Genomic DNA, 25,712 nt, shown 5'->3' on the forward strand with positions numbered 1-25,712 from the left:
TGCCGCCGGAGAATTAGCTGCGAATGAGACGAACGAGTCCGTTTTTTATCGCGTGAATTAAGCGGTCCCCGAAATCCGGCCGCGTCGCGCTGCATTCTTAGCCCTGTTTTCCGCTCAATCCCAGCAGCCCGCGAATCGTTTCTTCGGTCTGTGCATAGCGTCCTTCGCCGAAGTGCGTGTACACGATCTTCCCGTTCTGATCGATCAAATACAGCGCGGGCCAATACGCGTTGTTATACGCATTCCACGTCGCGTATCGATTGTCCTGCGCGACCGGATATTCGATTCCATAACGCGCGATCGCTTTCTTCAGATTGCCCGTGTCGCGCTCGAACGAATACTCGGGCGTATGCACGCCGACCACGACGAGCCCTTTGTCCCGATAGCGCGCGTACCAGTCCTTCACATGCGGCAGCGTATGCGCGCAGTTGATGCAATCGAAGGTCCAGAAGTCGACGAGCACGACCTTGCCCCGCAACTGCGCGAGATCGAGCGGCGCGCTGTTGATCCAGTTATCGATGCCGGTGAAGTTCGGCGCCTGTGCGCCAAGTGCTTGCGTGGTTTTCACGCCGGCGGCCGAGTCGGTCGATGAAAACGCGGTGAGCGCGGCGACGGCGCCGAGCGCGGCGATCATCGCGGTGCCGACGGCGGCGATCTTGAGTCGAGCGAACATGACGGGTTCTCCTTTCGGTTTGCGTTGAAGCGTATTGAAGCGCGCGGATGTATCGGGCGCGTGTCCCGTTTGTATCGCCATGTATCCGGCGTCGCGGCCGATACACGGCGTTGCACGGCGCGCCGTTTCTGAAATTTCCGCGATACATGAAGGCGCTGGAATACGGCACATGGCCTGCTGTGCCGTTTCCCCGGCGTTCGATGCCGGTCCGTCCAACCGCTTTCCACGGAAGACCGATCTCATGTCACTCATCGTCATCGCATTGCTCGGCGGCGTGTTCACCGTGCTGAGCCCCTGCATCCTGCCGGTCGTGCCGTTCGTATTCGCGCGCTCGGACAAGCCCTTCGTCACCGACCGTCTGCCGCTTCTCATCGGACTCGCGGGAACGTTCGCGCTCGTGACGGGCATCGGCGTTGCCGGTCTCGCGGGCGCCGCGCAACTGAATCAGTATGGCCGATGGATCGCGCTCGCGACGCTCGGGCTGTTCGGCGTCGCGCTGCTGTTTCCATCGATTGCCGACCGGCTCACGCGGCCGTTGTCGATGCTCGCGGATCGTATCGTCGCGCGTTCGCAGACACAGGGCACGACGCGCCGTGTCGCTTCGTCGATGCTGCTGGGCGCCGCGACCGGGCTGCTGTGGGCTCCGTGCGCGGGGCCGGTCCTCGGCGTGATCCTCACGGGCGCGGCCCTGCATGGCGCGAACTGGCACACGGCTGCGGCGCTCGTCGCATACGGCGTCGGTGCGGCGAGTTCGCTTGCGGTTGCATCGAGCCTCGGCAAGCGCGCGCTGGATATGCTCAAGCGTTCGCTCGGCGTAGGCGAGCATCTGCGCCGCGCAATGGGCGCGCTCGTCGTGTTGACCGTGGCCGCAATCGCGACGGGCCTCGATACGCGTCTGCTCGCGCACATTCCCGGCGCGCCGACGAACGGCATCGAGAGCGCGCTCGTCGGCGTGTTGAAGACGAAGCAGACTTCGCATGATGCACGGCAGGGCGCGCGCATCGTGCGCGTATCGACGGCGGACGCGCTGCCGGTTCAGGGCAAACTGCCATCGCTCGACGGCGCGACGACCTGGCTCAATTCCGCGCCCCTTTCCGCCGATGCATTGCGCGGCAAGGTCGTCGTGATCAACTTCTGGACGTACTCGTGCATCAATTGTTTGCGCACGTTGCCGTATCTCAAGACATGGGCGCAACGTTATGGCGACGACGGGCTCGTCGTGATCGGCGTGCATACGCCCGAGTTCGGCTTCGAGCGCGACACGGGGAACGTGAAGCGCGCGCTCGCGAATCTGAACATCAAGTACCCCGTTGCCATCGACAACGAATACGGCATCTGGCGCGCGTTCGGCAATCAATACTGGCCGGCGTTCTATATCGTCGATGCACAAGGGCGCGTGCGCTTTCATCACTTCGGCGAAGGCGGATATCGCGATGCCGAGAACGCGATTCGCCAGTTGCTCGCCGATAACGGCGCGATGACGACCGCCCACGATGGGCAAGCCGTGCAGGGCAGCGGCGCACAAGCGGCGGCCGATCCGGCGAACATCGGTTCGGACGAGACTTATGTGGGTTATCGGCAGGCGCAGGATTTCGCTTCGCCGCAACGTGTGAAGCCCGATGCCGTCGAAACCTACACGCTGCCCGCGCAACTCGCACTCAACGACTGGGCGCTCGACGGAAAGTGGAACGTTGGTGCCGAAGCGGCGGCGCCGGCCGCGCCGCACGCGCGCATCGCGTATCGCTTCCATGCGCGCGATCTGCATCTCGTGCTCGGACCGTCGCCGGATGGCAAGCCGGTGCGCTTTCGCGTGACGATCGATGGTGCGGCGCCCGGCGCATCGCATGGCGCGGACATCGCCGCCGATGGCAGCGGCGTCGTCACGAATGCGCGTCTTTATCAGCTCGTGCGACAGTCCGGTGCAGTGGGAGATCGCACGTTCGAAATCGAGTTTCTCGATCCGGGCGCGCAGGCTTATAGCTTTACCTTCGGGTAATTCGCTTGCTAACTTTCCCTCTCGACGCCGCGCGGATGCGCGGCGTTTTTTCGCCTTTATCATCAGAAAGAGTCATTCAGAAGGCTCCAGATAGGGGCATTCCCTAGCCCTTCTTCCGAGAGGTCGCGCGGCGCGTGTCGTCCGCGCGCACGACCATTGCCCGCAAAGCCGCGCCCGCTATGACTTTGCAGCCCTCGCGCATCGACGCACCATTCTCAAGCATCTTCCGCACTGCCCGCTTGCATTACCAGAAGTATCGAAAAGTGCTCAGAAAATGTCGGTGGGTGATCGAAATTGGCCATGTACGCTTCATTCAACGCGAAGAACGCCGGGATGTTTCCGGCAGCGACAAATCCTTTTTCGAACCTGCTAGGTGGAATGACCCGATGATTCCCAACCTAACGCTCGCACCGAACGACGTCACGAATACAGTCCCCACGCAGTCGGGAACCGTATCGCCGGCCCGGTCGGTTGCGGCATCCCAGACCGAGATACTCACGGTCAAGAACCTTTCGAAGATTTTCGGCGCGAAGCCGGAGCGCGCGCGGGAGCTCTTGAAACAAGGCCTCGGCCGCAACGAAATCTTCGCGCAGACGGGCAACATGGTCGCTGTCGACGATGTCAGCCTCGCCGTCAACGCGGGCGAGATCTTCGTCATCATGGGCCTTTCCGGCTCGGGCAAATCGACGCTCGTGCGCCTGCTCAATCGACTGATCGAGCCGACGTCGGGACAAGTAATTCTCGAAGGCCGCGACATCGCGCCGATGAGCACGCCCGAACTGCGCGCCGTGCGCCGCGAAAAAATGGCGATGGTGTTCCAGTCTTTCGCGCTGCTGCCGAATCGCTCCGTCATCGACAACATTGCTTACGGCCTCGAAGTCGCGGGCAAGAAGAAAGCGGATCGGTATGAAGTTGCACGCGCCGCATTGACGCGCGTCGGCCTCGCTTCTTACGAGAAGCTGTTGCCGAGCGAATTGTCGGGCGGCATGCAGCAGCGCGTCGGCCTGGCGCGCGCGCTGGCAGTGAACCCTTCGGTGCTGTTGATGGACGAGGCGTTCTCCGCACTCGACCCGCTTATCCGCTTCGAAATGCAGAACGAACTGCTGCGCTTGCAGAAGGAAGAACAGCGCACGATCGTCTTCATCTCGCACGATATCGAAGAAGCCGTGAAGATCGGCGGGCGCATCGGCATCATGAAGGACGGCCGCCTGATTCAAGTGGGCACGCCCGCCGAGTTGATCCAGTCGCCCGCCGACGCTTATGTGCGCGACTTCTTCCGCAATGTCGATGTATCGCGCTTCCTCGAAGCATCGAGTCTGATGACGAAGGTCGAGCGCGGTCTCATCGCATGCAATACGGGCGCGCCGTCGGAACGCTATTTGAATAGTCTCATCGACAGCGGCGCCGAGTGCGGCTACGTATGCGACGAGGCGGGGCGCTATCAAGGCTGCGTGACGCCCGCATCGCTGCACAAGAGCGGCAGCCGGCCGATCAGCGACGCCATGCTGCGCGACGTCGCGGCCGTTCCGCTGACAGCGGATTTGCATCAACTCGCGACCATCGCGCTCGGTCAGGAGCACGACGTGCCGGTCACCGATGAACAAGGCAGACTCGCGGGCGTGGTGTCGTGCCGCACGATTCTCAAGCAGGTCATGGAGCGGAGAGCAGCATGAATTCCTCGATCTTTGGAAAGTTCGCCGAAGACGCAGTCAACTTTCTTTTCTCGCATTTTCGCGGCGGTTTCGACGCATTTTCGGCCGCGCTCGGCGCGGTCATCAAGCTGCTCGAAGACGGCCTGGGCGCGGTGCCGTTCATCGCGATGCTCGTAATTCTCATGGCGCTCGCGCTGTGGAGAAAAGGCGTCGTGTTCGCCGTGTTCGTCGGCGCGGCGCTTTATGTCATCAACTACATGGGCCTTTGGGCGCAGACGGTTTCGACACTGGCGCTCGTCGTAGCAGCGACGTTCTTCAGTCTCGTGATCGGCGTGCCGCTCGGCATCTGGGGCGCGCGCAACAGGCGTGTGGAAGTCGTGCTGCGCTCCTTGCTCGACTTCATGCAGACGATGCCCGCGTTCGTCTATCTGATTCCCGCGGTCATTCTGTTCGGGCTCGGACGCGTGCCCGCCGTGATCGCGACGATCGTCTTCGCGATGCCGCCTGTCGTGCGCCTGACGACGCTCGGCATCCGGCAGGTGCGCGAGGAATTGCTCGAAGCGGGCCGCTCGTTCGGCAGCACGGATGCGCAACTGCTCTGGAAAATCCAGTTGCCCAACGCACTGCCTTCGATCATGGCGGGCGTGAATCAGACGATCATGATGGCGCTGTCGATGGTGGTGGTCGCTTCGATGATCGGTGCGGGCGGACTCGGCGAATACGTGCTGAGCGGCATTCAGCGGCTGGATATCGGAATCGGCTTCGAAGGCGGTCTCGGCGTCGTGCTGCTCGCGATCATTCTGGATCGGCTGACGGAGAGCTTCGGCGTGAAGTCGAAGAAATCGAAGAAGAAGGTCATCTCCACGCCGGTAAAGCCCGCAACGGCCGGAAACGCCACGCAAACCTGATCGATACAGCATCGACAACACCTTGATATTGAATGTTCCGATACGGAGTCCGAAATGAATAACAGCTTCATCAAATCCTTGATCGTCAAGATCGTGACGCCGGCCATCGTGGCGTTCGGGGCCGGTGCGAATCCGGCGATCTCGGCCGAGCCGATCAAGGTCGCCGTCACGAACTGGGCCGACGTGCTCGCGGTCGCGAACGTCGCGAAGTATGTGCTCGAAACGAAGCTCCAGCAGCCGGTGCAGTTCGTTCAGGCGGATATCGGCATCCAGTATCAGGGTGTGTCGCGCGGCGATCTCGACATCATGGTCGGCGGATGGCTGCCGGTGACGCACGGCCAGTATGTGGCGCGCTACAAGGACACGCTCGACGACGTCGGCATCATTTATACAGGCGGCAAGAACGGATGGGCGGTGCCCGCCTATGTGCCCGAGTCGCAGGTTTCTTCGATCGAAGATCTGAAGAAACCGGACGTGCAGAAGCAGCTCGATGGCGTGATCCAGGGCATCGAGCCGGGCGGCGGTCTCATGCAGGCGTCGGAGAAGACCATCAAGGCTTATGACCTGTCGGGCTATAAGCTGCAATCGGCCAGCGAGGCCGGCATGCTCGCGGCCATTCAGCGCGCATATGGATCGAAGCAATGGATCGTCGCAACGGTATGGAGCCCGCACTGGCTGTTCCAGAAGTGGCAGATGCGTTATCTGAAAGACCCGAAGGGCACGCTCGGCGGTGAAGAGCAGGTTCACGCTTTCGCGTCGAAGCAGTTCGCGACCAAGTTTCCGCGTGCGGATGTATTCTTCAAGCATTTCAAGCTGACGCTCGCGGATGTCGAGTCGATCGAATTCGAAGGCAATTCGACCAACGATTACGCGAGCGCCGCGAAGAAGTTCGTCGACGCGCATCCGGACAAGGTGAAGGCATGGCTCGCGCAATGAAGCTCGAGTTGAATGCTTCGTAAAGCCGTATTGCACGACACCCTCGGAGTATTTCCCGTGAACGAGTATCCGCGCTTCTTCGGCGACAGCCTGCAGAGCCACTATCCGGTCATCGCATCGGAGATCGCTTTGGCGTTGCGGCATCAGCAAACGCAGATCGAACTGGTTGCATCCGAAAATATCGTGTCGCCGGCGGTGCTGGAAGCGCAGGGCGCGGTCCTCGCGAACAGGTACGCCGAAGGTATCCGTTGCTGCGCTGCGAGCATGTCGATCGCATCGAGGCACTTGCGATCGATCGCGTGAAAGCATTGTTCGACGCCGAATTCGCCAACGTGCAGCATCGCGCATGACCACAAACACTTCATTCATCAGAGAGACAATCATGAGCTTCGAAGGCGTACATACTCCGCTCGTCACCCCGTTCAAAGACGACGGCGAAATAGATCACGAGATGCTCGGCAAGCATGCCGCCAGTCTCGTGGGCCGCGTGGCGGGCATGGGCGTGGGCGGCACGACCGGCGAGTACTACGCGCTAAGCTTCGACGAGCGCGTGAAGACGTTCGAAACCGTGGCGTCCGCGGTCGGCGGCAAGACGTACCTCACCGCAGGCATCAACGCGACCACGACGAAGGAAGTCATTCGTATCGGCCAGGAAGCGAAGCGTGCGGGTTACGACGCGTTGCTCGTCGCCGCGCCGTATTACGCGCAGCCGACGCAGGAAGAATTGCTCGATCATCTGCTGAAGGTCGATGACGCGCTCGACATGCCCATCATGCTCTACAACTTCCCTGCGCGCACCGGCACGGCGATCGGCGACGAAGTTCTCGATAAGCTGCTCGCGCGCCCCAACTTCGCGGCGATGAAAGAGAGCACGGGCGATATCGCGCATCTGCATCATCTCGCGACGCATCTGCCGGAGCGCTTCGTCCTCAGTTGCGGCATGGACGATCAGGCGCTCGAATTCTTCACGTGGGGCGTGCGAAGCTGGGTCGCGGGTGCATCGAATTTTCTGCCCGAAGCGCATACCGAATTGCTCGAAGCATGCGTGAAACGCGGCGATTTCAACACGGGCCGCAAGCTGATGACGCAACTGCTTCCGGTGCTCGAACTGCTGGAGCGCAGCGGAAAATTCATCCAGTATGTGCGTTATGGATGCGAACTCGCGGGCACGCGCGTCGGCAATGCGCGCGCGCCGCTCGGCACGCTCAACGACGAAGAGCGCAGTGCCTTCGCCAAGATCGTTCAACCCTTGCTGCGCAACGCTCAGTAACGTGAATGGCCTCGAAACTGGACTTCGTGCGGTTTCCCGCACCCGATGGTGTGAACGGCTGGTGGGAAAGCCTGCCGCCCGCCGCGCCCGCCAAAGGCGTGACGGGCGATCGGCGCTTCGACTTCGTGGTGGTCGGTGGCGGCATCACCGGCTTGTGCGCGGCGCGGCGGCTGGCCGAACTCGCGCCGGATGCATCGATCGCGCTCGTCGAGGCGGATCGCATCGGGCGCTCGACAGCGGGGCGTAATTCCGGTTTTTTCGTCGATCTGCCGCATGACATCAGCAGCGAAAGTTATTCGCGCAGTGTCGAGGCCGACAAGGCGGACGTACGCCTGCAACGGCATGGCATCGGCTATGTGCGCGGCACGGTCAAAGCACATGGCATCGATTGCGACTGGCGCGACGACGGCAAGTATCACGCCTCGGTGAACAAGAAGGGCCATACGGCGCTGACTCATTTCGCGAATGGGCTCGCGCGCATCGACGAACCGTGCGAATGGCTCGACGAAACCGCCATCGCCAAAGTGACGGGCACGCGCTTCTATCAAAGCGCGCTCTTCACGCCGGGATGCAGCACCGTGCAGCCGGCTGCGCTCATGCGCGGCCTCGCCGCGACGCAGCCTTCGAACGTGACGGTGTTCGAATTGAGCGCAGTACAGGGCATGGAAACGCGCGGACAGACGAAGCTCCTGCGCTTTGCGAACGGCAAGCTCGAAACGAAGCGCGTCGTGCTGTGCACCAATGCCTATGCGGCGACGTTCGGCGGCCATCCGAACGGCTTGTTGCCGGTCTATACGTTCGCGTCGATGTCGCGCGTCATGACCGACGACGAAATCGCAAGACTCGGCGGCACGAATTCCTGGGCGCTCATTCCCGCCGATCCGATGGGCACCACCGTGCGCCGTCTCGCGACGAACCGTATTTGCGTACGCAACCATTTCGCGTTCCGGCCGAATCTGTCGGTATCGCAAGGCGATCTCGCGAAGGCGAAACATCTGCATCAACGCTCGTTCGACCGGCGTTTTCCGATGCTCGACGATGTCGAACTGCAATACACATGGGGCGGCGCGCTGTGCCTCTCGGCGAACAACGGCGCGCTCTTCGGGCAACGCGACGACGGCGTGTTCGAAGCCGTCGGCTGCAACGGACTTGGCCTGAGCCGTGGATCGGCGGCGGGCAAGCTCATCGCCGAATACGCGCTCGGGCAATCGAACGAATTGATCGATCAACTGCTGAAACAGCCGCATCCGCGTTCGCTGCCGATGCGGCCGATTGCGGATGTCGCGGTGTCGGCGGCAATCTGGATGAAGGAATTCTCGGCGGGCGCCGAACTTTGAATCTGTGAGGACATGACATGACGACGCATCAGGAATGGAAACGTCAGGCAGAAGACCTGTCGCTCGACGGCCGCGCATTCATCGCGGGAGCACGCTGCAATGCGGCATCGAATGAAACGTTCGACACGCTGAATCCTTCGACCGGCAAGGTGCTCGCGGAAGTCGCGAAGTGCGACGCGAAGGACATCGACCGCGCGGTCGTCGCGGCGCGCGACGCGTTCGAATCGGGCGTGTGGTCGAAGGCGGCGCCATCGCAGAGAAAGGCCGTGTTGCTGCGCCTCGCGCAATTGATCGACGACAACGCCGAAGAACTCGCTTTGCTCGAGGCGCTCGAAGCGGGCAAGCCGATCAGCGAATGCATGGGGCTGGATATTCCCGAGTCGGCGTCATGCATTCGTTGGCATGCCGAAGTAACGGACAAGCGCTACGATGCGTTGTCGCCGTCCGGTTCGAGCGTCGTGAGCATGATTACGCGCGAGCCGATCGGTGTCGTCGGCGCGGTGCTGCCGTGGAACTTTCCGGCGCTGATGCTGGCGTGGAAGATCGGGCCGGCGCTGTCGGTTGGCAATAGCGTCATCGTGAAGCCAGCGGAACAGACCTCGCTTTCGACACTGCGTATCGCGGACCTCGCACTCGAAGCGGGCCTGCCGCCCGGCGTGTTGAGCGTCGTGACGGGCTTCGGCGAGAGCGCGGGACAGGCGCTCGGCACGCATGCCGATGTCGATCTCATCGCGTTCACGGGATCGACCGAAACCGGCAAGCGCTTCCTGCGCTATTCCGCCGATACGAACCTGAAGCGCGTCGTGCTCGAATGCGGCGGGAAGAATCCGCAAGTCGTGTTGCCCGACGTCGCCAATCTCGATGCCGTCGCGGAGCAGGCCGTCGCCGCCGCGTTCTGGAACATGGGCGAGAACTGCAGCGCGGGCTCGCGCATCCTGGTGCACACGAGCCACAAGGCCGAACTGCTGCAAAAGGTGCAGGCCGTGCTCGAAGGCTGGAAGACCGGCGATCCGCTCGATCCCGATGTCAAGCTCGGCTCGCTCATCGAGGAAGCGCATTACCGCAAGGTGCTCGGCCACATCGAGAAGGCGAAGGCGGAAGGCGCGCGCGTTGCGAGCGGCGGCAACGCGACGCTTGCGGAAACGGGCGGCTGGTTCGTCGAGCCGACCATCTTCGACAACGTCACGCCCGAGATGAGCATCGCGCGCGAAGAGGTCTTCGGCCCGGTCGTGTGCTTTATCGAATATGCTGACGTCGACGAGGCCGTGCGTATCGCCAACGATACGTGCTACGGACTCGCGGCATCGCTGTGGACCGACAACGTGAACCAGGCGCATAAGGTCGCGGCGCGCATTCGCGCCGGCACCGTGACCGTGAACTGCTTCGGCGAGGGCGATCTCTCGACACCCTTCGGCGGCTTCAAGCAGTCCGGTTTCGGCGGACGCGACAAGTCGGTCTACGCGCACGATCAATACTGCGAGCTGAAGACGACCTGGCTGAAGCTCGACTGATCATCGGACGAGGCACCATGCGCATTGGCTTCATCGGCACCGGCACGATCACGGAGGCGGTCGTGACCGGCATGATCCGTTTCGGCGTTGCTTTCGAGCGCGTCGCGCTGTCGCCCCGCAATGCGGGTACCGCGGCGCGACTGGCCGCGCTCGACGCGCGCATCGAAGTCTGCGAAAGCAATCAGCACGTGCTCGATGCGTCGGACGTGGTCTGTCTCGCGGTCGTGCCGCAAATCGCGGCGGACGTATTGAGCGCACTCACGTTCGATGCGCGGCATCACGTCATCAGCTTCATCGCGGGAACGTCGCTCGATCGTGTTCGGGCATTCGTGCGACGTTCGGCGAAGGTCCTGCGCGCCGTGCCGCTGCCCGCCGTGGCCGCAGGCAAGGGCAGCACGGCGATCTGCCCGCGCGACGACATCGCACGGGCGCTGTTCGCGCCGCTCGGCGAAGCAGTCGAAGTGGACGACGAACATCAGTTCGACGCGCTGTCCGCCGCAACCGCGACGATGGCGGCCTTCTTCGCGCTGCTGGAAGAACAGGTGTCGTGGCTCGTGGCGCAGGGCGTGCCGTATGCGTCGGCCCGTTCGTTTTTGTCGGGCTATCATGTGGGTCTCGCTCACGAAACGACCGAAAGCGCGGAGCCTTTCTCGGCGATGATCGGCCACGCAAGCACGCCCGGCGGTCTCAACGAGCAACTCAACCGCGAGCTGTCGGAGCGGGGCACGTACGCGGACTATACACAGGCACTCGACAACATCATGCGCCGCGTGCAAGGTCGCGGATGAGCGCGCGGAGAACGAAGAACAAACGATAATCGCGGCCCTCGAAGGTGAGTCACATGCAGAAGAAACAGCAGTTCGCGGACCGGCTTCTCGCCCAGATGCCGTCGCTGCGCGCGCTCCGGTGTTTCGTCACCGCGGCGCGTTACGAGAGCTTCACGCAAGCCGCGGAAGTGCTGTGCGTCACGCAGGCGGCCGTGAGCCGGCAGATCAAGGAGCTCGAAGACACGCTCGAAGTCGCGTTGTTCGAACGCACGGGCCGGCACATCTCGCTGACCGACGCGGGCCGCATTCTCTACAACGCGTCGTATCTTTCGATCATGAATATCGCGGAGGCGGCGCAGGCGGTGCGGCGCGTCGATCGTCACGCGCTGACGCTTTGCATCTCTCATACGTTTTCGGCGCTCTGGCTTTCATTCAGACTGCCCGCGTTTCGCCAGCGCTTTCCAAATATTCGCCTGCATGTGATGGTGACCGAGCACTTCATGGAGCTCGACGATCTCATGGAGCCCGATGTCATCATCACGAAGAATCCGCCGCGCGAAGCGGAGTATGAAGTCGAGCCGCTCTTTCACGACATCGTTTATCCGGTATGCAGCGTTCCGTTTTATGAGCGCTATTTTCATGGCCGCACGTTGAAGCCGCTCGATCTGCTCGCGCAACCCACGTTGAGTCTGTCGCTGCTCGGGCGCGCGCAGGTGTGCGAGCACGTCGACTGGCGCGTGTGGAAAAACTGGTATCAGCAGGGCGACGGCTCCGAACGGCTCGATCAGCACGACGATCTGGAGAGCAACGACTATCGGCTGCTCGTCGCGCAGGCCGAAGCGGGCGAAGGGACATTGCTCGGCTGGCATCATCTCGTGCATCGTCAGGTCGAGCAGAAAAAACTGGTTCGGCCCGTGGACGATGCGCTCGTGTTCCATGATCGTCATCATTATGTGATCACGCATCGCAACGCGAAATCGCGCCCGGAATACATTCAGTTTCGCCAATGGCTCGACGAGGAAATCGCCACGATGATGCAGGGCTGGCCCGCGGCCGAATCGAAGGCCATTCTCTGAGCGTCGCATGAAACCGGCAACCGAAAAAACGAAGGGTTATCGGCGGCTCATTCCGTCGGTGACGGCGCTGGTCGAATTCGAAGCCGTCGCGCGGCTCGGCAGCTTCACGCTCGCGGCGCATGAACTGGGCGTCACGCAGGCCGCCGTGAGCCGGCAGGTCCGGTTCCTCGAAGAAACGCTCGGCACGCGGCTTTTTCGTCGCCTGCATCGCGCGATCGAACTGACCGGAGAAGGCGAGGCGCTGTATCGCGTCGTCGCGGAATCGATGCAGAAGATCGCGAGCGTGTTCGACCGCATCGCGCGCGGTCCCGTACAGCAGGAACTCGTGCTGGCCGCGACCTCCGCGTTCTCGCACTTCCGTCTCCTGCCACGGCTCGCGTCGCTCAAGGCCGCCCAGCCCGATTTGCAATTGCGGCTGTCTACCCAGATGTTCACGGCGGATCTGCGGCACAAGGAAATCGATGTCGCGGTGCGCTTCGGCAATGGCGTCTGGCCGGACGGCACGGCGACCCTGCTCTTCGACGAGGAAGTCTTTCCGGTCTGTTCCCCCGCGTGGCTCGCGAAGCAGCCGGCGCCGGCATCGCTGGAAGAGCTTGCGGGCGCCGTGCTGGTCGAATCGGATTCGACGTCCGAAGGCTGGATGGGCTGGGAAGAGTGGTTCCATGCGGTCGGCATCCGGCCGATGCGCCTGAATTTCGCGCTGCGTTGCAGCCTCTATACCGATGCGATCCAGGCCGCGCGGTACGGCCAGGGCGTCGCGCTCGGCTGGGGCCGTCTCGTTCAGGATTTTATCGAGAGCGGCGAACTGGTCAGGCTGCACGTGGCGTCGTTCAAGCCGGGCGATTCCTACTTTGCCGTGGTGCCGCACGGCCGCACGATCACGCCCGCCATCGCCGGTCTGATCGACTGGCTGCGCGATGCTGCGCACGCATAATCCAAAGTAATCCGAGATAGAAAATAAAGCGCATTGACGCTATTTTTCAGCGATCCAATACTCGGGTTATTGCGGGACCATTCGTAGTCCCGATCCGTGACGATGGAGAGCGACGATGTCCGAAGTGCAAGTCAAGACGCATGGCGAACTGATCCGCAGCCGCGAGCCCGGCCACGGATTGCCCGGCGAGCTGTTCGGGCGGCAGGACGTGTTCGAGACGGATGTCGAGGTGTTTTTTCACAAGCACTGGATTCTGGTCGGCGTGACGGCGGATGTGCCCGAGCCGGGCGATGTCTCGACGGTGGATATCGGCCGGGCTTCGATCCTCATCGTTCGCGACGACGACGAAAATATCCGCACTTATCGCAATGTCTGCCGGCATCGCGGGGCGCGTCTGAAGGAGGCGGGGAAATCGACGGTCGGCATGCTGGTTTGCCCGTATCACCAGTGGACCTACGATCTCGACGGCAGCCTGCGCCACGCCGCGCACATGGGCCGTGATTTCGATGCGAAGTGCCGCAGCCTGCTGCCGGTGCATACGCGCATCGTCGGCACGCATATTTTCGTGTGTCTCTCCGACGAAACGCCGGCCGACATCGCGAAGCTCGAAGACGCCATGGCGCCGCGCCTTGCGCCCTATGATTTGCGGAATACGAAGATCGCGTTCGAATCGGAGATCATCGAGAACGGCAACTGGAAGCTCGTGATCGAGAACAATCGCGAGTGCTATCACTGCGCGGCGACGCATCCTGAACTGACCGCCTCGTTTCTGCCCGAGGATTTCGGTTTTTGCCCCGAGAATCTTACCGAGGAAGCGCTTCGTGAAATCGAAGCCTACAGGGAACGCAACGCGGCGTGTCAGGAAAGCTGGGAGCGCGATGGCTTTACGAGCGCGACCGTCGAATGGCTGGACGAGGACGCCGTCACGCAGTTCAGAACGCAGCAGCTCGTCATTGCGGGGCACGGCGAGTCGCAGACCATGAGCACGAAGGTCGCGAGCGAAAAGCTGCTGGGCAATCTGCAGCGGCGCGATCTCGGCGATACGCATCTCTGGACGCACAACTCATGGACGCACGTGATGAGCGACCATGCGGTCGTGTCGTACATCATTCCGCTCGCGCCGGATAAAACGCTCGTGCGCTCGAAATGGCTCGTGCACGCGGATGCGGTGGAGGGCGTCGATTATCAGATCCAGGATCTGACCGAAGTGTGGGTCGCGACGAACGCGCAGGACAAGCATCTCGTCGAAATCACGCACGAGGGTACGCAGGATCCGGCGTATCGGCCTGCCGTGTTCTCGCCGTTTACGGAGAGTTATGTGGAGCAGTTTTCGCGCTGGTACGCGGCTCGGTTGGGCGCGCATGGCGTCTAGGTTTTTTTAGGGTTCTTGGCGAAAGCGCTTGTCGCCGGATCCCGATTTGTTATTGGTTTATTAGTGTTGCCCCTGTGCGGGGCGGCAGTTACTTTCTTTGCTGCTGCAAAGAAAGTAACCAAAGAAAGCAGCTTTTCCATCCAAAGTGCTTCATGCCGGCCGCGGCACAGGCGATTGGCTGAATGGCCCCCAGAGTAGCGAGTGCCCTCAAAGGTCTTATCGGGCTTGGATCGCGCACGATCTGAGACATCGCACCACACGCCAGATTGGTTCAGCACGAAATAGCTCCGGCCCGCTTCGCGGCCGATGGGTCAATCGGGCTGCGCGCGCCTCTTTCTCGCTGGTTTCCCTCGCATACCCGACGGCAGCGCGCAGCGCTGTGCCGCAGCTATTTGGTGCTGAACCAGCGCGTTTAAACGTTTGGAGCGTCAGACCGTGCGCGAGCCAAACCGGGTAAGTCCTTCGAGGGCGACACTTAGGCGAGTGCCACCGGCGGCTGGCAAGCATGGCCAAACTGCGTGTGACCGCGGGCCTAAACGAGCTGCTTTCTTTGGTTACTTTCTTTGCAGCAGCAAAGAAAGTGACTGCCGCCCCGCACAGGGGCAACGCTAATAAACCAAAAGCAAATCGGGATCCGGCGAAAACCTGAATCCTGTCCAACGCTAAAGCTAAACGATAAAGCCACCGCACTCAGTGATCAGTCACAAACGTCGGGTGACGCGTACGAATCTCGTCCACCTGACTGAGCGTGCCCGACAGATGCTTGCGCAACGCAGCATCCGCAGCATCGGCGTCGCCTTTTTCGATCGCATCGACGATTTCGGTGTGATCGCGCACCACGGCCATCGTCTTGCCCTCGACCGGCAAATGCAGACGGCGCAAGCGGTCGATATGGCCGCTCAGTCTGCGCACGAGGTCCCAGAGCTGCGGTACGCCCGCAGCCTCGTACATCTGCTTGTGAAACGCCTGATCGAGCAATGAAAACTGCTCGATGTCCGTCGGATCCAGCCACTCCGTTTGCTCCGCGATCGTCGCGCGCAGACGTGCAACCAGCGACGCCTTGTGCTCCCGCGCCAGCGTGCGCACGACTTCGAGTTCGATCGAGCGGCGCAGAAAGTGCGCCTGCATCGCCGACGCCACGCTGATCTGGCTCACGACCGTCGCGTGCTGCGGAAAGATGTCGACGAGTCCTTCCTCGCCGAGTTTCATCAGCGCGTCGCGCACGGGCGTTTGACTCAAGCCGTAGCGCGTCGCGAGTTCGACCCGCGACAGCACCGTGCCGGGCGCAAGTTCGAGCGACAGGATCATTTCGCGCAATCGTTCGAAAACTTGCGGCGCGGCGTGGCGAGAGCGGTCGAGGCGATGGACGGAGCCGTTTTTCATGTCAGACGGAAAACGATAAATAACTGAAACATTAGTACTATAGCCGCGCAATGCGCCGTGCGGCAGCACGAAAGCATACGAGAAGGTCCGCGTATACCCGACTGACACACTAATACATTAGTGCTTTACCATGCGGTTACTCTCGCCACTTCCGGATTTTTCGACATGACCCGCGCCATCGCCATCACCCACGTTCGCATTACCCCGATCGCCTTTCGCGACGGCCCGTTGCTCAACGCCGCGGGCATTCACGAGCCGTGGGCGTTGCGCGCCATCGTCGAACTGGAGACGAGCGACGGACGTGTCGGCATCTCCGAGACCTATGGCGACGAGCCGATGCTGCGTGTGCTCGATCAGGCCAAAGACCTCGTGATCGGCCTCTCGCCATTCGAGTTGAACCAGATGGAAGAGCGCGTGCGCGCGACGATCACGGCGACGCCCGGCGCGGTCGAATTCGAACTCGCGCCCGGCTCGCATGCCGCGAAAAATGCGCCGAAGGTCATCAGCACGTTCGAAGTGGCGATGCTCGACCTGCAAGGGCAGATCGTGGGCGCGCCGGTGGTCGATCTTCTGGGCGGCAAGGTCCGCGACGCCGTGCCGTACAGCGCGTATCTGTTTTTCAAGTACGCGGAGCATATCGACAAGCCGTACGCGCCCGATGCGTGGGGCGAGGGCATCAGCCCGGAGCAGATCGTCGCGCAGGCGCAGCGCATGATCGATTTGTACGGATTCCAAAGTATCAAGCTGAAGGGCGGCGTGTTCGAGCCCACGCATGAAATCGCCTGCATGAAGGCGCTCGCGAAGGCATTCCCCGGTGTGCCGCTGCGCCTCGATCCGAACGCGAACTGGACGCTGGAGACAAGCATCGCGGCCGCGCCCGAGCTCGACGAAATCCTCGAATACTACGAAGACCCGTGCCCCGGTCTCGAAGGCATGGCCGAACTGCAGAAGCACACGAAGCTGCCGCTCGCGACCAACATGGTCATCACGACGATGGACGACTTCCGTCGCGGCTGCAACATGGGATCGATCAAGGTGCTGCTCTCCGATCACCACTACTGGGGCGGCCTGCGCGCCACGCAAACACTGGCGCGCATGGCGCGGCTGTGGGGCTTCGGCATGTCGATGCATTCGAACTCGCACCTCGGCATCAGCCTGATGGCGATGACGCATGTCGCGGCGAGCGTGCCGAACCTCACGTATGCGTGCGACACGCATTACCCGTGGCAGGAAGAGGAAGTGATCAAGGGTGGCCGCGTCCGTTTCGACAACGGCGCGGTGCGCGTGCCGACGACGCCGGGTCTCGGCGTCGAGCTCGATCGCGAGAAGCTCGCCGAATTGCACGCGCAATACCTGACGTGCGGCGTGCGCAATCGCGACGACCTCTCGCAGATGCGCAAGTATCAGCCGGATTTCACCGGCAAGAATCCGCGCTTCTGAGACATGGAAAAAATACGCGCAATCACGGAGACAACCTCATGAGCACTTCCAGCGCGCTGTCGAGCGCCGTTCGCAAGATCAAGTGGCATGTGCTGCCGCTTTTCGTGGTGATGTTCATCGTCAATTACATCGACCGCGTGAACATCGGTTTCGTGCGCCAGCACTTGAGCGCGGATCTCGGCATCGGCGCGGCGGCCTACGGGCTCGGCGCGGGCTTGTTCTTCGTGAGCTACGCGGTGTTCGAAGTGCCGTCGAACATGCTGATGCAGCGCTTCGGCGCGAAAGCGTGGCTCACGCGCATCATGATCACGTGGGGACTTGCAGCCGTGGGCATGGCCTTCGTGAAGGGCGAGACCTCGTTTTATGCGATGCGGCTCGTGCTCGGCGCGGCCGAAGCGGGCTTCTTTCCGGGCGTCGTGTTCTATTTCACGCAATGGCTACCGCGCGATGAACGCGGCAAGGCCATGGCCGTATTCCTGAGCGGCTCCGCGCTGGCTTCGGTGTTCTCCGGGCCGATCTCGGGCGGGCTGATGCTGATCGAAGGCGTGGGGCTGCATGGCTGGCAGTGGATGTTCATCATCGAAGGCATGGCTTCTGTGGTACTCGCCGGCTTCGTGTGGTTCTGGCTCGACTCGAAGCCGCGCGACGCGAAGTGGCTCACGCCCGCCGAGCAGGATGCGCTCGTCGCCGAGATCGAGGACGAGCAGCGCCGTCGCGATGCCGTGCACACGAAGAAGCCGTCGTCGTGGAGTCTCCTGCGCGATCCGCAAATCCTGATCTTCTGCCTGATCTATTTCTCCGTTTCGCTGACGATTTACGGCGCGACGTTCTGGCTGCCGAGCATCATCCGCAAGATGGGGCATCTCAACGATTTTCAGGTCGGTCTCTTCAACTCGATTCCGTGGCTCATTTCCATCGTCGCGATGTATCTGTTCGCGGCGTTCGCGGCGCGCTTCAAGTTTCAGCAGGCCTGGGTCGCGTGCGTATTGCTGATCGCGGCGGCCGGCATGTATGCGGCGGGTCTCGGCAGTCCGGTTTTTTCGTTCGTCGCGATCTGCTTTGCGGCGATCGGTTTCAAGGCTGCGTCGTCGCTGTTCTGGCCGATTCCGCAAGGTTATCTCGATGCGCGCATCGCCGCGCCCGTGCTCGCGCTGATCAATTCGATCGGCAATCTCGGCGGCTTCGTCGCGCCGGCGACGTTCGGTTTCCTCGAACAGAAGACAGGTTCGATTCAAGGCGGATTGACGGGGCTCGCGGTGATGTCGGTCGTGGCCGCGGGTGTCGTGTTCTTCGCGCGCGTGACGCCTCGTGCCGGGCGCGATGCGCCGGCGTTGCAGCCGGGCGTTCAGCGGTAATCGCGCGGGCCTCGAAGGCTTTGCCGTCGCAAGAACGGCGCATGCGTGTAGTTGTTGCACATGACCGGTGTTCAGCGACGAAACATCGCCGATTTACGCGGATCATCGTCGTAGTGAAATTGAGCAGGATGACATATCCATGACGGACTCTCGCCGCTTTGCGTGGCTGATGTAATTGTGAGGAAGTTGCGCTACCGTGCTTCTGTGACACGACGCTGATTGCGGAAGCGTTATTTCGCAACCGTCAAATTGCATCAAATGACGGTTGCATCGGAGGCGTGACGGCACGACACTTGCACCTCAGTGGGCTCACTTCAAAAGGAGATGTCATGAGTATTTTTTCGAATATCCTGAACAAAATTTTTCACCACGACAGTGCACCGGCCAGCGCGAGTCCCGATGCAGCGCCCGCCACCGCACCGGCTACCTCGACAGCCGCTGCCGCCCCTGGCCAGCCGGCCGCAGCACCGATGCAGGAAGTCGACGTCGAAGCGGTCCTGACGCAAATGCAGGCGAATCAGGGCGAAAAACTGAACTGGCGCACGTCGATTGTCGATCTGATGAAGCTGCTCAGCCTCGACAGCAGCCTCTCCGCCCGTAAGGAACTTGCGACGGAACTGCATTACAGCGGCAACATGGAAGATTCGGCCTCGATGAACATCTGGCTGCACAAGCAGGTCATGCAGAAGCTCGCGGAAAACGGCGGCAAGGTGCCGGACGATCTCAAGTAACACGCAAAAAAGACGCGGCGAAGCGAACCGGAAAACGGTTCGCCGTCGCCGCGCAAATCATCTTCGCGTTTTAGCTCGCCTTGCCCGCGCCGAGGTCCGCGCCCGTCATCGGGTCGCTCGACGGATCGGATGCGGTGCGCGAGACCATCGCCTGCAGCGTCTGCACGTCCTGTTCCGATACGCTCACCGTCGCGGTGCCGTCGCCTCCATCCACGGCAGGTTGCGGGTCTTCAATGAACTTCCAGTCTCCGCCTTCGTTCCACGGACCACGCGCCTCGGCGTCCTTGGACATATTGAAATAAACGCTTGTGAACGCCGGATTTCCCGGCAGCTTGCCCTGCGGAAAGTTCGGCTGAATCGCGTGTAACGCCTTTTCGAATGACTTCTGATGCGCGATCTCGCGTGTCATGAGAAAGCCGAGCGCTTCCTTGACGCCGGGATCGTCGGTGACATTGATAAGACGTTCATAGACGATCTTCGCGCGCGCCTCGGCCGCGATGTTCGAACGCAGATCGGCGGTCGGTTCTCCGATCGTGTCGATATAGGCCGCGGTCCACGGCACGCCCGCCGAGTTCGTGAGCGCGGGGCCGCCGCCGTAGAGCAGCGCGGTGGTGTGCGAATCGTTGCCGCCGCCCGTGAGCGAGCGATACAACTCCGCTTCCGATTCCGTCGCTTCAGCGAGCTGACCTTTCGCGCCCTTGTTCAGCATCGCGACGATCGAGCCGATCACTTCGAGATGGCTCAACTCTTCGGTTGCGATATCGAAAAGCAGATCCTTGCGGCCCGGATCGTCCTCCGCGACGGCCTGCGTGAAATAACGGCACGCCGCGGCGAGTTCGCCTTGCGGCCCGCCGAACTGTTCCAGCATCAGATTGGCGAGACCCGGATTCGGACCGGCGACACGCACGGTGTATTGCAGGCGCTTGTTGTGAGCAAACATGATGGTTCCTTTCGTGAGGGCGAGCGGGGTCCTTGCCTTGAACCGGCGCGCTCTTGGGTTGCACATGTTGTGGGCCTCGCGGCGACTGAGAGGAGCGGATTTCGTCACTTGCAGTCGCGATGCCGCGAGTCTCAGCGCGAGGTCTCGCGCTGGCGATGGAGCGGCCTGAACGAACCGCTTCGTTGATAGAGGGCCACGCGAACTCGTCGAAAAAAATCGGCGGGCATGGCGCATCGCACTCAGCAATGGCTGTGCCGATGCGTGCCGCCGGCCGCACGCATCGCTGGCATGCGCACTGCTCTGCATCGTGAGCGGGCACTCCGTCCTGCCTGAAACCTCGCTGGAGAAGCAATGATGACAATCCAGAGAAAGATCGCCAACTGGCGCAGGATCGGCCATTTCTGCACGAGACGTCTCGTCGATTATGGCGAGCTCATTCCTATCGAACTCGCCGAAACCAAGAAGCGCGTGCTGCACGAAGCGGTCGCGCTCATCGCGCTCGCAATCGGCGCGCTGTTCACGCTGTCTTTCGTGTCGATCGCGGTGATCGTAACCGCGGTCGGCACACCGTATCTCGTGCTGACCGCGTGGTGCGTGGCGGGCGCGTGGCTCGCCGTCGCGGTGATCGCGGTCCTCATCATGATGTCGCGCAAACCGGCGCAGCCGTTTCAGTTGTTGCGAAAAGAATTGCAACGCGACATGGATGCCATCAGGGAGGCCGCGCAATGAAGCATGCCGAAGCTCAGGGAGCCGTGCTCGCGCGCATGGCCGAATCGCGTGCGGAACTGATCGCCGCGCATATTGCCGATGAACCCCTGCGTGTCACGCGTGCCCCGCGTATCCCACGCGCGCTGCCGGCGACGACGACGCGGCCCGTGCCGTGGTTCCTGCGCACGCCCAACGCCGAACTGATCGCGCTGGCGCTCGTCGGCATCGCGATTCTCGGCGTGCGCCGCACGGTGCAGACGGCTGTCGGCGCGGGATTGAGCGCGTCGACACATCGGGCCTTCTCCGATGTGCTCAACGCGCTGCGCGAATGACTGTCGGCGAACAAGCGCTCAACGCCGCGCGCGCCGCTTCTTCGGCTTGCCCGGCGTGAGCGCGGCGGTCCAAAAGGTCGACGCTTGCCGCTTCGCTTGCGCGGTGGCGCGGCCTCGCGTCGAACCGATGATCGCATTCGCACCGGACAGCCACATGCTGAGGAACGGATTCTTCTTCACCCAAGGGTTTTTCATGCATCGGCTCCAGGATCAGTGCAGGCGCATCGTGTTATCGCCGGCATCTTTCGGGATCTTCGCCTCCAGTTGCTGCTTGCGCTGCACCAACTTCGCGCCGAGGGCATCGAGGTCCGCGCCGGACTTGCGCAGTTTCGGGAACAGATCCGATTCTTCCTCTTCGATGTGATGACGCACCATCTCGCTCATCACCTTGAACGTGGCGTCGAAGCCGGCCTGACCCGCCTTGAGCGTCGTGAATTTTTCGATCAGCACCTTGACCAAAAAGTGTTCGACATACGCTTCCTCGACATCGGGCCGGTCGTCTTCGGCCAGCGCTTCCTGCGCGGCCGGATAAAGCAATTCCTCTTCGATCATCGCGTGGACTGTGAGTTCTTCGCAGGCGCGTCGCACGAGGGTGGTTTTCGCATCGAGATCGTCCTTCTCCGTTTTCTCGAACGCATCGAACAGCTTTTCGACGGCGCAATGATCGCCCATCAACACCTGAATGGCGTCCTGGGTTTGCGGGGCGCGGGAAGCGGCAGCGGTTGTCGCCTGCGTGGGGGTCGAGCGGGGCATCGTGTCCTCCGTTTCGAAAAAAAGTGGGGTGTCACGATCCCGAGCAAAGCGCGGACCCGGCTGATATCGGCGGAGCGCGTCCCGCCTCCGAACTTTCCCTATGTTACGATCCTCACAACAATGTTATAAACTGAGATCAATCTCTCAAAAATTGTTGTGCGTCGCACAAGACGCCGGCATACCGATCCCATGCTGGAAACTGCATCGAAGTCCATTGTTCCGTGGCCCGCAAAGGCTCAGGTTCACGCCAGCGCCCGCAATCCCGGCGTGCCGTTCGATCTGTCCTGGCTCGACGGTTTGCGCGTAAATCAATCGGCGGTGCTGCGCCGCGCATCGACGCTCGGCACACGCCGCGCCGTGAAAAAAGATGCGCAGGCCGCGTGGCTGCTGAAGGCGATCACCTGCATCGACCTCACGACGCTCAGCGGCGACGACACGCACGGCCGCGTCGAACGCCTGTGCGCAAAGGCGCGCCGTCCGCTGCGCGACGATCTGCTCGACGCGCTCGGCATGCCGCCCGAATCGATCAAAACGGGCGCGGTGTGCGTCTATCATCGCTACGTGAAGACCGCCGTGAATGCGCTCGAAGGCAGCGGCATTCCGGTCGCAGCGGTATCGACAGGCTTTCCCGCCGGGCTCATTCCGCACGAACTCAAGCTGCGCGAAATCGAAGCCTCGGTGAGAGATGGCGCATCCGAGATCGATATCGTCGTGACGCGCGAGCATGTGCTCACCGGCAACTGGCAGGCGCTCTACGACGAGATGCGCGATTTCCGCGCGGCATGCGGCGATGCGCACGTCAAGGCGATTCTCGCCACCGGCGATATCCGCACGCTGTCGAACGTGGCGAAGGCGTCGATGATCTGCATGATGGCCGGCGCCGATTTCATCAAGACATCGACGGGCAAGGAGGGCGTCAACGCGACGCTCGACGTGTCGCTCGTGATGGTGCGCATGATCCGCGAATATCTCGCGCGCACCGGCGTCGCGATCGGCTTCAAGCCGGCGGGCGGCGTATCGACCGCGAAATCGGTGCTGGAATATCAGATCCTCATGAAGGAAGAGCTGGGCCGCGAATGGCTCGAAGCGGACCTGTTCCGCATCGGCGCTTCGAGCCTGCTCGCGGATATCGAACGCCAGCTCGAACATCATGTGAGCGGACGCTATTCGGCGTTCAATCGTCATCCTGTCGCCTGATTCAGGGCACTTCACTACACAGCCTCATGAGCGTTGCCGAATACTTCTCTTCGATGGAATACGGACCCGCACCGGAAGACGATCGCGCCGCGCGCGCATGGCTCGATCAGCATGCCGGGCGCTTCGGTCACTTCATCAACGGCGCCTGGCGCGACAGCGACGAAGCCGACCGGTTCGATTCGCGCGAACCGGCCACGGGCCGCACGCTCGCATCGATCGCGCAAGGCACGGAGTCCGATGTCGATGCCGCCGTGCAAGCCGCGCATGCCGCCCTCGAAGGCTGGCAGGCGATCGGCGGCGCGGGCCGCGCGCGGCATCTGTATGCGCTTTCGCGCATGGTGCAGCGGCATAGCCGTCTCTTCGCCGTGCTCGAATCGCTCGACAACGGCAAGCCGATTCGCGAGTCGCGCGATATCGATATCCCCCTTGTGGCAAGGCACTTTCTGCATCACGCGGGATGGGCGCAGTTGCAGGACAAGGAGTTCGCCGACTGGGCGCCGCTCGGCGTGATCGGGCAGATCGTGCCGTGGAATTTTCCGCTGCTGATGCTCGCGTGGAAGATCGCGCCGGCGCTCGCGCTCGGCAACACGGTCGTGCTGAAGCCTGCCGAATTCACGTCGCTGACCGCGCTGTTGTTCGCTGAACTGGCGCATCGCGCGGGCTTGCCCAAGGGCGTGCTCAACGTCGTCACCGGCGACGGACGCACGGGCGCGGCGCTCGTCGAGCATCGGCGCGTCGCGAAGATCGCGTTCACCGGATCGACCGAAGTGGGCCGCCAGATTCGCGCGACGACAGCGGGCTCCGGCAAATCGCTGACGCTCGAACTCGGCGGCAAGTCGCCCTTCATCGTGTTCGACGACGCCGATCTCGACAGCGCCGTCGAAGGCGTTGTCGATGCGATCTGGTTCAATCAGGGACAAGTGTGCTGCGCGGGCTCGCGTCTGCTCGTGCAGGAAGGCATCGAAGCGCGTTTCGTCGAGAAGCTCAAGCGCCGCATGGACACGCTGCGCGTCGGGACGTCGCTCGACAAGGGCATCGACATGAGCGCGGTGGTCGACGACATACAGCTCGAACGCATTCGCGCGCTCGTCGACAAGGGCGAGAGCGAAGGCTGCGAAATCTATCAATCGCCGCGTGCGACGTTGCCCGAGCACGGCGCGTTCTTTCCGCCGACGCTCGTCACCAACGTCGCGCCCGCGTCGACGCTCGCGCAGGAAGAAATCTTCGGGCCGGTGCTCGTGACGATGAGCTTCCGCACGCCCGAAGAAGCCGTCGCGCTCGCGAACAACACGCGCTACGGTCTCGCCGCGAGCGTGTGGAGCGAGAACATCAGCCGCGCGCTCGATGTCGCGCCGCGCCTGCAATGCGGCGTCGTGTGGATCAACGCGACGAATCTCTTCGATGCGGCCGTCGGCTTCGGCGGTTATCGCGAATCAGGCTTCGGTCGCGAAGGCGGACGCGAGGGCATCTACGAATATCTGAAGCCGCGCGCGTGGACCAGACTTCCGGTGCGCGGCGAAACGAAGCCGTTGCAGGCGCAACCCGATTCGCTCGTCGATGCCGGCAACGTCAGTGCGCTCGATCGCACCGCGAAGCTCTTCATCGGCGGCAAGCAGGCGCGGCCCGACAGCGGCTACTCGCGGCTCGTGCATTCGCCCGCCGGCGATATCGTGGGTGAAGTGGGCGAGGGCAGCCGCAAGGACATTCGCAATGCAGTGGCCGCCGCGCGCGGCATGACGAAGTGGTCGTCGGCGAGCGCGCACAATCGCGCGCAAGTGCTGTACTACCTCGCGGAAAATTTGAGCGCACGCGCCGATGAATTCGCGAAGCAACTCGTCGCGCGCGCGGGTTCGAGCGAACGCGATGCAAAGCGCGAAGTGGATGCGTCGATCGCCCGCTTCTTCACGTATGCCGCGTGGGCCGACAAGTACGACGGCGCGGTGCATGCGCCGCCGCTGCACGGCGTCGCGCTCGCGATGCACGAACCGCTCGGCGTGATCGGCATCGTGTGCCCGGACGAAGCGCCGTTGCTCGGCTTCGTGTCGCTCGTCGCGCCCGCGCTTGCGCTGGGCAATCGCGTGGTCGCGGTGCCGAGCGAGACATGCCCGCTGATGGCGACGGATTTTTATCAGGTCGTCGAGACGTCGGATGTGCCGGGCGGCGCGCTGAACATCGTCACCGGCGATGCGCGCGCTCTGACGCAGACGCTCGCGCAACACGACGACGTCGATGCGCTCTGGTGCTTCCACGGTGCTTCGCTTTCGGCGCTGGCCGAGCGTGAATCGGCCGGCAACCTGAAGCGCACGTTCGTCGATCAGGGCCGCATGTTCGACTGGCACGATGCCGCGAGCGAAGGGCTGCCGTTCCTTCGCCAGGCGGTGCAGGTGAAGAACATCTGGGTGCCGTACGGAGACTGATTCCGGATTTGACAGAGCGCAGAT

General features: G+C 62.3%; 23 protein-coding genes and 1 pseudogene. 19 read left to right on the forward strand and 5 right to left on the reverse strand.

Annotation, left to right across the window (positions count from 1 at the left end; genetic code table 11):
* Nucleotides 1–97: 97 nt before the first annotated feature.
* Complete coding sequence (locus NOV72_RS04860) at nucleotides 98–673, reverse strand: thioredoxin family protein (protein WP_106853700.1); 576 nt, start codon at nucleotides 671–673, stop codon at nucleotides 98–100.
* A gap of 241 nt (nucleotides 674–914) precedes the next feature.
* On the opposite strand from NOV72_RS04860, the gene NOV72_RS04865 reads away from it, so the two are divergent.
* The 12 genes and pseudogenes from NOV72_RS04865 to NOV72_RS04920 all read left to right on the forward strand — a co-directional run bounded on the left by NOV72_RS04865 (nucleotide 915) and on the right by NOV72_RS04920 (nucleotide 14,432).
* Nucleotides 915–2,669 carry a cytochrome c biogenesis protein DipZ gene (locus NOV72_RS04865; protein WP_106853462.1) on the forward strand — a complete coding sequence of 585 codons (1,755 nt, stop codon included), beginning with the start codon at nucleotides 915–917 and terminating at the stop codon, nucleotides 2,667–2,669.
* Between the two features lie 386 nt (nucleotides 2,670–3,055).
* Nucleotides 3,056–4,342: a quaternary amine ABC transporter ATP-binding protein gene (locus NOV72_RS04870; protein ID WP_106853463.1), complete on the forward strand. Its 1,287-nt coding sequence runs from the start codon at nucleotides 3,056–3,058 to the stop codon at nucleotides 4,340–4,342.
* On the forward strand, nucleotides 4,339–5,229 hold the full coding sequence (locus tag NOV72_RS04875) for an ABC transporter permease (RefSeq protein ID WP_106853464.1): 891 nt from the start codon (nucleotides 4,339–4,341) through the stop codon (nucleotides 5,227–5,229). Before NOV72_RS04870 ends, NOV72_RS04875 begins: the two co-directional genes overlap by 4 nt.
* Before the next feature lie 54 nt (nucleotides 5,230–5,283).
* Complete coding sequence (locus tag NOV72_RS04880; protein ID WP_106853465.1) at nucleotides 5,284–6,165, forward strand: glycine betaine ABC transporter substrate-binding protein; 882 nt, start codon at nucleotides 5,284–5,286, stop codon at nucleotides 6,163–6,165.
* A 57-nt stretch (nucleotides 6,166–6,222) separates the two neighbouring features.
* A pseudogene (gene glyA, locus NOV72_RS04885) lies at nucleotides 6,223–6,503 on the forward strand (serine hydroxymethyltransferase); the annotation flags it as partial.
* Between the two features lie 44 nt (nucleotides 6,504–6,547).
* The gene (locus NOV72_RS04890) at nucleotides 6,548–7,435 is read left to right on the forward strand and encodes a dihydrodipicolinate synthase family protein (protein WP_106853466.1); all 888 of its coding nucleotides are present in this window, start codon (nucleotides 6,548–6,550) and stop codon (nucleotides 7,433–7,435) included.
* 5 nt (nucleotides 7,436–7,440) lie between these two features.
* A complete protein-coding gene (locus NOV72_RS04895) occupies nucleotides 7,441–8,772 on the forward strand; it encodes an NAD(P)/FAD-dependent oxidoreductase (protein ID WP_106853467.1) in 1,332 nt (443 codons plus the stop codon).
* A 17-nt stretch (nucleotides 8,773–8,789) separates the two neighbouring features.
* Nucleotides 8,790–10,283 carry an aldehyde dehydrogenase gene (locus tag NOV72_RS04900; RefSeq protein ID WP_106853468.1) on the forward strand — a complete coding sequence of 498 codons (1,494 nt, stop codon included), beginning with the start codon at nucleotides 8,790–8,792 and terminating at the stop codon, nucleotides 10,281–10,283.
* 17 nt (nucleotides 10,284–10,300) lie between these two features.
* Nucleotides 10,301–11,071, forward strand: coding sequence for a pyrroline-5-carboxylate reductase (locus tag NOV72_RS04905; RefSeq protein ID WP_106853469.1), 771 nt, complete (start codon nucleotides 10,301–10,303; stop codon nucleotides 11,069–11,071).
* A 53-nt stretch (nucleotides 11,072–11,124) separates the two neighbouring features.
* A complete protein-coding gene (locus NOV72_RS04910) occupies nucleotides 11,125–12,126 on the forward strand; it encodes a LysR family transcriptional regulator (RefSeq protein WP_106853470.1) in 1,002 nt (333 codons plus the stop codon).
* A 7-nt stretch (nucleotides 12,127–12,133) separates the two neighbouring features.
* Nucleotides 12,134–13,060 (forward strand): LysR substrate-binding domain-containing protein, encoded by a 927-nt coding sequence (locus NOV72_RS04915; RefSeq protein WP_106853471.1) that lies wholly within the window; start codon nucleotides 12,134–12,136, stop codon nucleotides 13,058–13,060.
* 115 nt (nucleotides 13,061–13,175) lie between these two features.
* Nucleotides 13,176–14,432, forward strand: coding sequence for an aromatic ring-hydroxylating oxygenase subunit alpha (locus NOV72_RS04920; RefSeq protein ID WP_106853472.1), 1,257 nt, complete (start codon nucleotides 13,176–13,178; stop codon nucleotides 14,430–14,432).
* A gap of 690 nt (nucleotides 14,433–15,122) precedes the next feature.
* Here NOV72_RS04920 and NOV72_RS04925 read toward each other — a convergent pair.
* Entirely contained in the window at nucleotides 15,123–15,815 is a 693-nt protein-coding gene (locus NOV72_RS04925) for a GntR family transcriptional regulator (protein WP_106853473.1), read from the reverse strand.
* Between the two features lie 165 nt (nucleotides 15,816–15,980).
* Here NOV72_RS04925 and NOV72_RS04930 point away from each other — a divergent pair, with 165 nt between their 5' ends.
* From NOV72_RS04930 to NOV72_RS04940, 3 genes are all read left to right on the forward strand, one after another.
* On the forward strand, nucleotides 15,981–17,255 hold the full coding sequence (locus NOV72_RS04930) for a glucarate dehydratase family protein (RefSeq protein ID WP_106853474.1): 1,275 nt from the start codon (nucleotides 15,981–15,983) through the stop codon (nucleotides 17,253–17,255).
* 38 nt (nucleotides 17,256–17,293) lie between these two features.
* The gene (locus tag NOV72_RS04935) at nucleotides 17,294–18,610 is read left to right on the forward strand and encodes an MFS transporter (RefSeq protein ID WP_106853475.1); all 1,317 of its coding nucleotides are present in this window, start codon (nucleotides 17,294–17,296) and stop codon (nucleotides 18,608–18,610) included.
* 329 nt (nucleotides 18,611–18,939) lie between these two features.
* Nucleotides 18,940–19,341 (forward strand): DUF3597 domain-containing protein, encoded by a 402-nt coding sequence (locus NOV72_RS04940; RefSeq protein WP_106853476.1) that lies wholly within the window; start codon nucleotides 18,940–18,942, stop codon nucleotides 19,339–19,341.
* 70 nt (nucleotides 19,342–19,411) lie between these two features.
* Here NOV72_RS04940 and NOV72_RS04945 read toward each other — a convergent pair whose 3' ends face one another.
* Nucleotides 19,412–20,281, reverse strand: a complete 870-nt coding sequence (locus NOV72_RS04945; RefSeq protein WP_106853477.1) for a manganese catalase family protein — start codon at nucleotides 20,279–20,281, stop codon at nucleotides 19,412–19,414.
* Between the two features lie 351 nt (nucleotides 20,282–20,632).
* On the opposite strand from NOV72_RS04945, the gene NOV72_RS04950 reads away from it, so the two are divergent.
* Both NOV72_RS04950 and NOV72_RS04955 read left to right on the forward strand, forming a co-directional pair.
* The gene (locus tag NOV72_RS04950; RefSeq protein ID WP_245932905.1) at nucleotides 20,633–21,010 is read left to right on the forward strand and encodes a phage holin family protein; all 378 of its coding nucleotides are present in this window, start codon (nucleotides 20,633–20,635) and stop codon (nucleotides 21,008–21,010) included.
* Nucleotides 21,007–21,321 (forward strand): hypothetical protein, encoded by a 315-nt coding sequence (locus NOV72_RS04955; protein ID WP_106853478.1) that lies wholly within the window; start codon nucleotides 21,007–21,009, stop codon nucleotides 21,319–21,321. The genes NOV72_RS04950 and NOV72_RS04955 overlap by 4 nt, the downstream gene beginning before the upstream one ends.
* A gap of 18 nt (nucleotides 21,322–21,339) precedes the next feature.
* On the opposite strand, the gene NOV72_RS32185 is transcribed toward NOV72_RS04955, so the two are convergent.
* The gene (locus tag NOV72_RS32185) at nucleotides 21,340–21,516 is read right to left on the reverse strand and encodes a hypothetical protein (protein ID WP_181290846.1); all 177 of its coding nucleotides are present in this window, start codon (nucleotides 21,514–21,516) and stop codon (nucleotides 21,340–21,342) included.
* A 15-nt stretch (nucleotides 21,517–21,531) separates the two neighbouring features.
* Nucleotides 21,532–22,074, reverse strand: a complete 543-nt coding sequence (locus NOV72_RS04960; protein WP_106853479.1) for a hemerythrin domain-containing protein — start codon at nucleotides 22,072–22,074, stop codon at nucleotides 21,532–21,534.
* 189 nt (nucleotides 22,075–22,263) lie between these two features.
* Here NOV72_RS04960 and deoC point away from each other — a divergent pair, with 189 nt between their 5' ends.
* Both deoC and NOV72_RS04970 read left to right on the forward strand, forming a co-directional pair.
* The gene (gene deoC / locus NOV72_RS04965; RefSeq protein ID WP_106853480.1) at nucleotides 22,264–23,271 is read left to right on the forward strand and encodes a deoxyribose-phosphate aldolase; all 1,008 of its coding nucleotides are present in this window, start codon (nucleotides 22,264–22,266) and stop codon (nucleotides 23,269–23,271) included.
* Nucleotides 23,272–23,297: 26 nt separating this feature from the next.
* Nucleotides 23,298–25,688: an aldehyde dehydrogenase family protein gene (locus tag NOV72_RS04970; RefSeq protein WP_106853481.1), complete on the forward strand. Its 2,391-nt coding sequence runs from the start codon at nucleotides 23,298–23,300 to the stop codon at nucleotides 25,686–25,688.
* Nucleotides 25,689–25,712: the final 24 nt, after the last annotated feature.

It is taken from the genome of Caballeronia novacaledonica (assembly GCF_900258035.1).
GTDB lineage: Bacteria > Pseudomonadota > Gammaproteobacteria > Burkholderiales > Burkholderiaceae > Caballeronia > Caballeronia novacaledonica.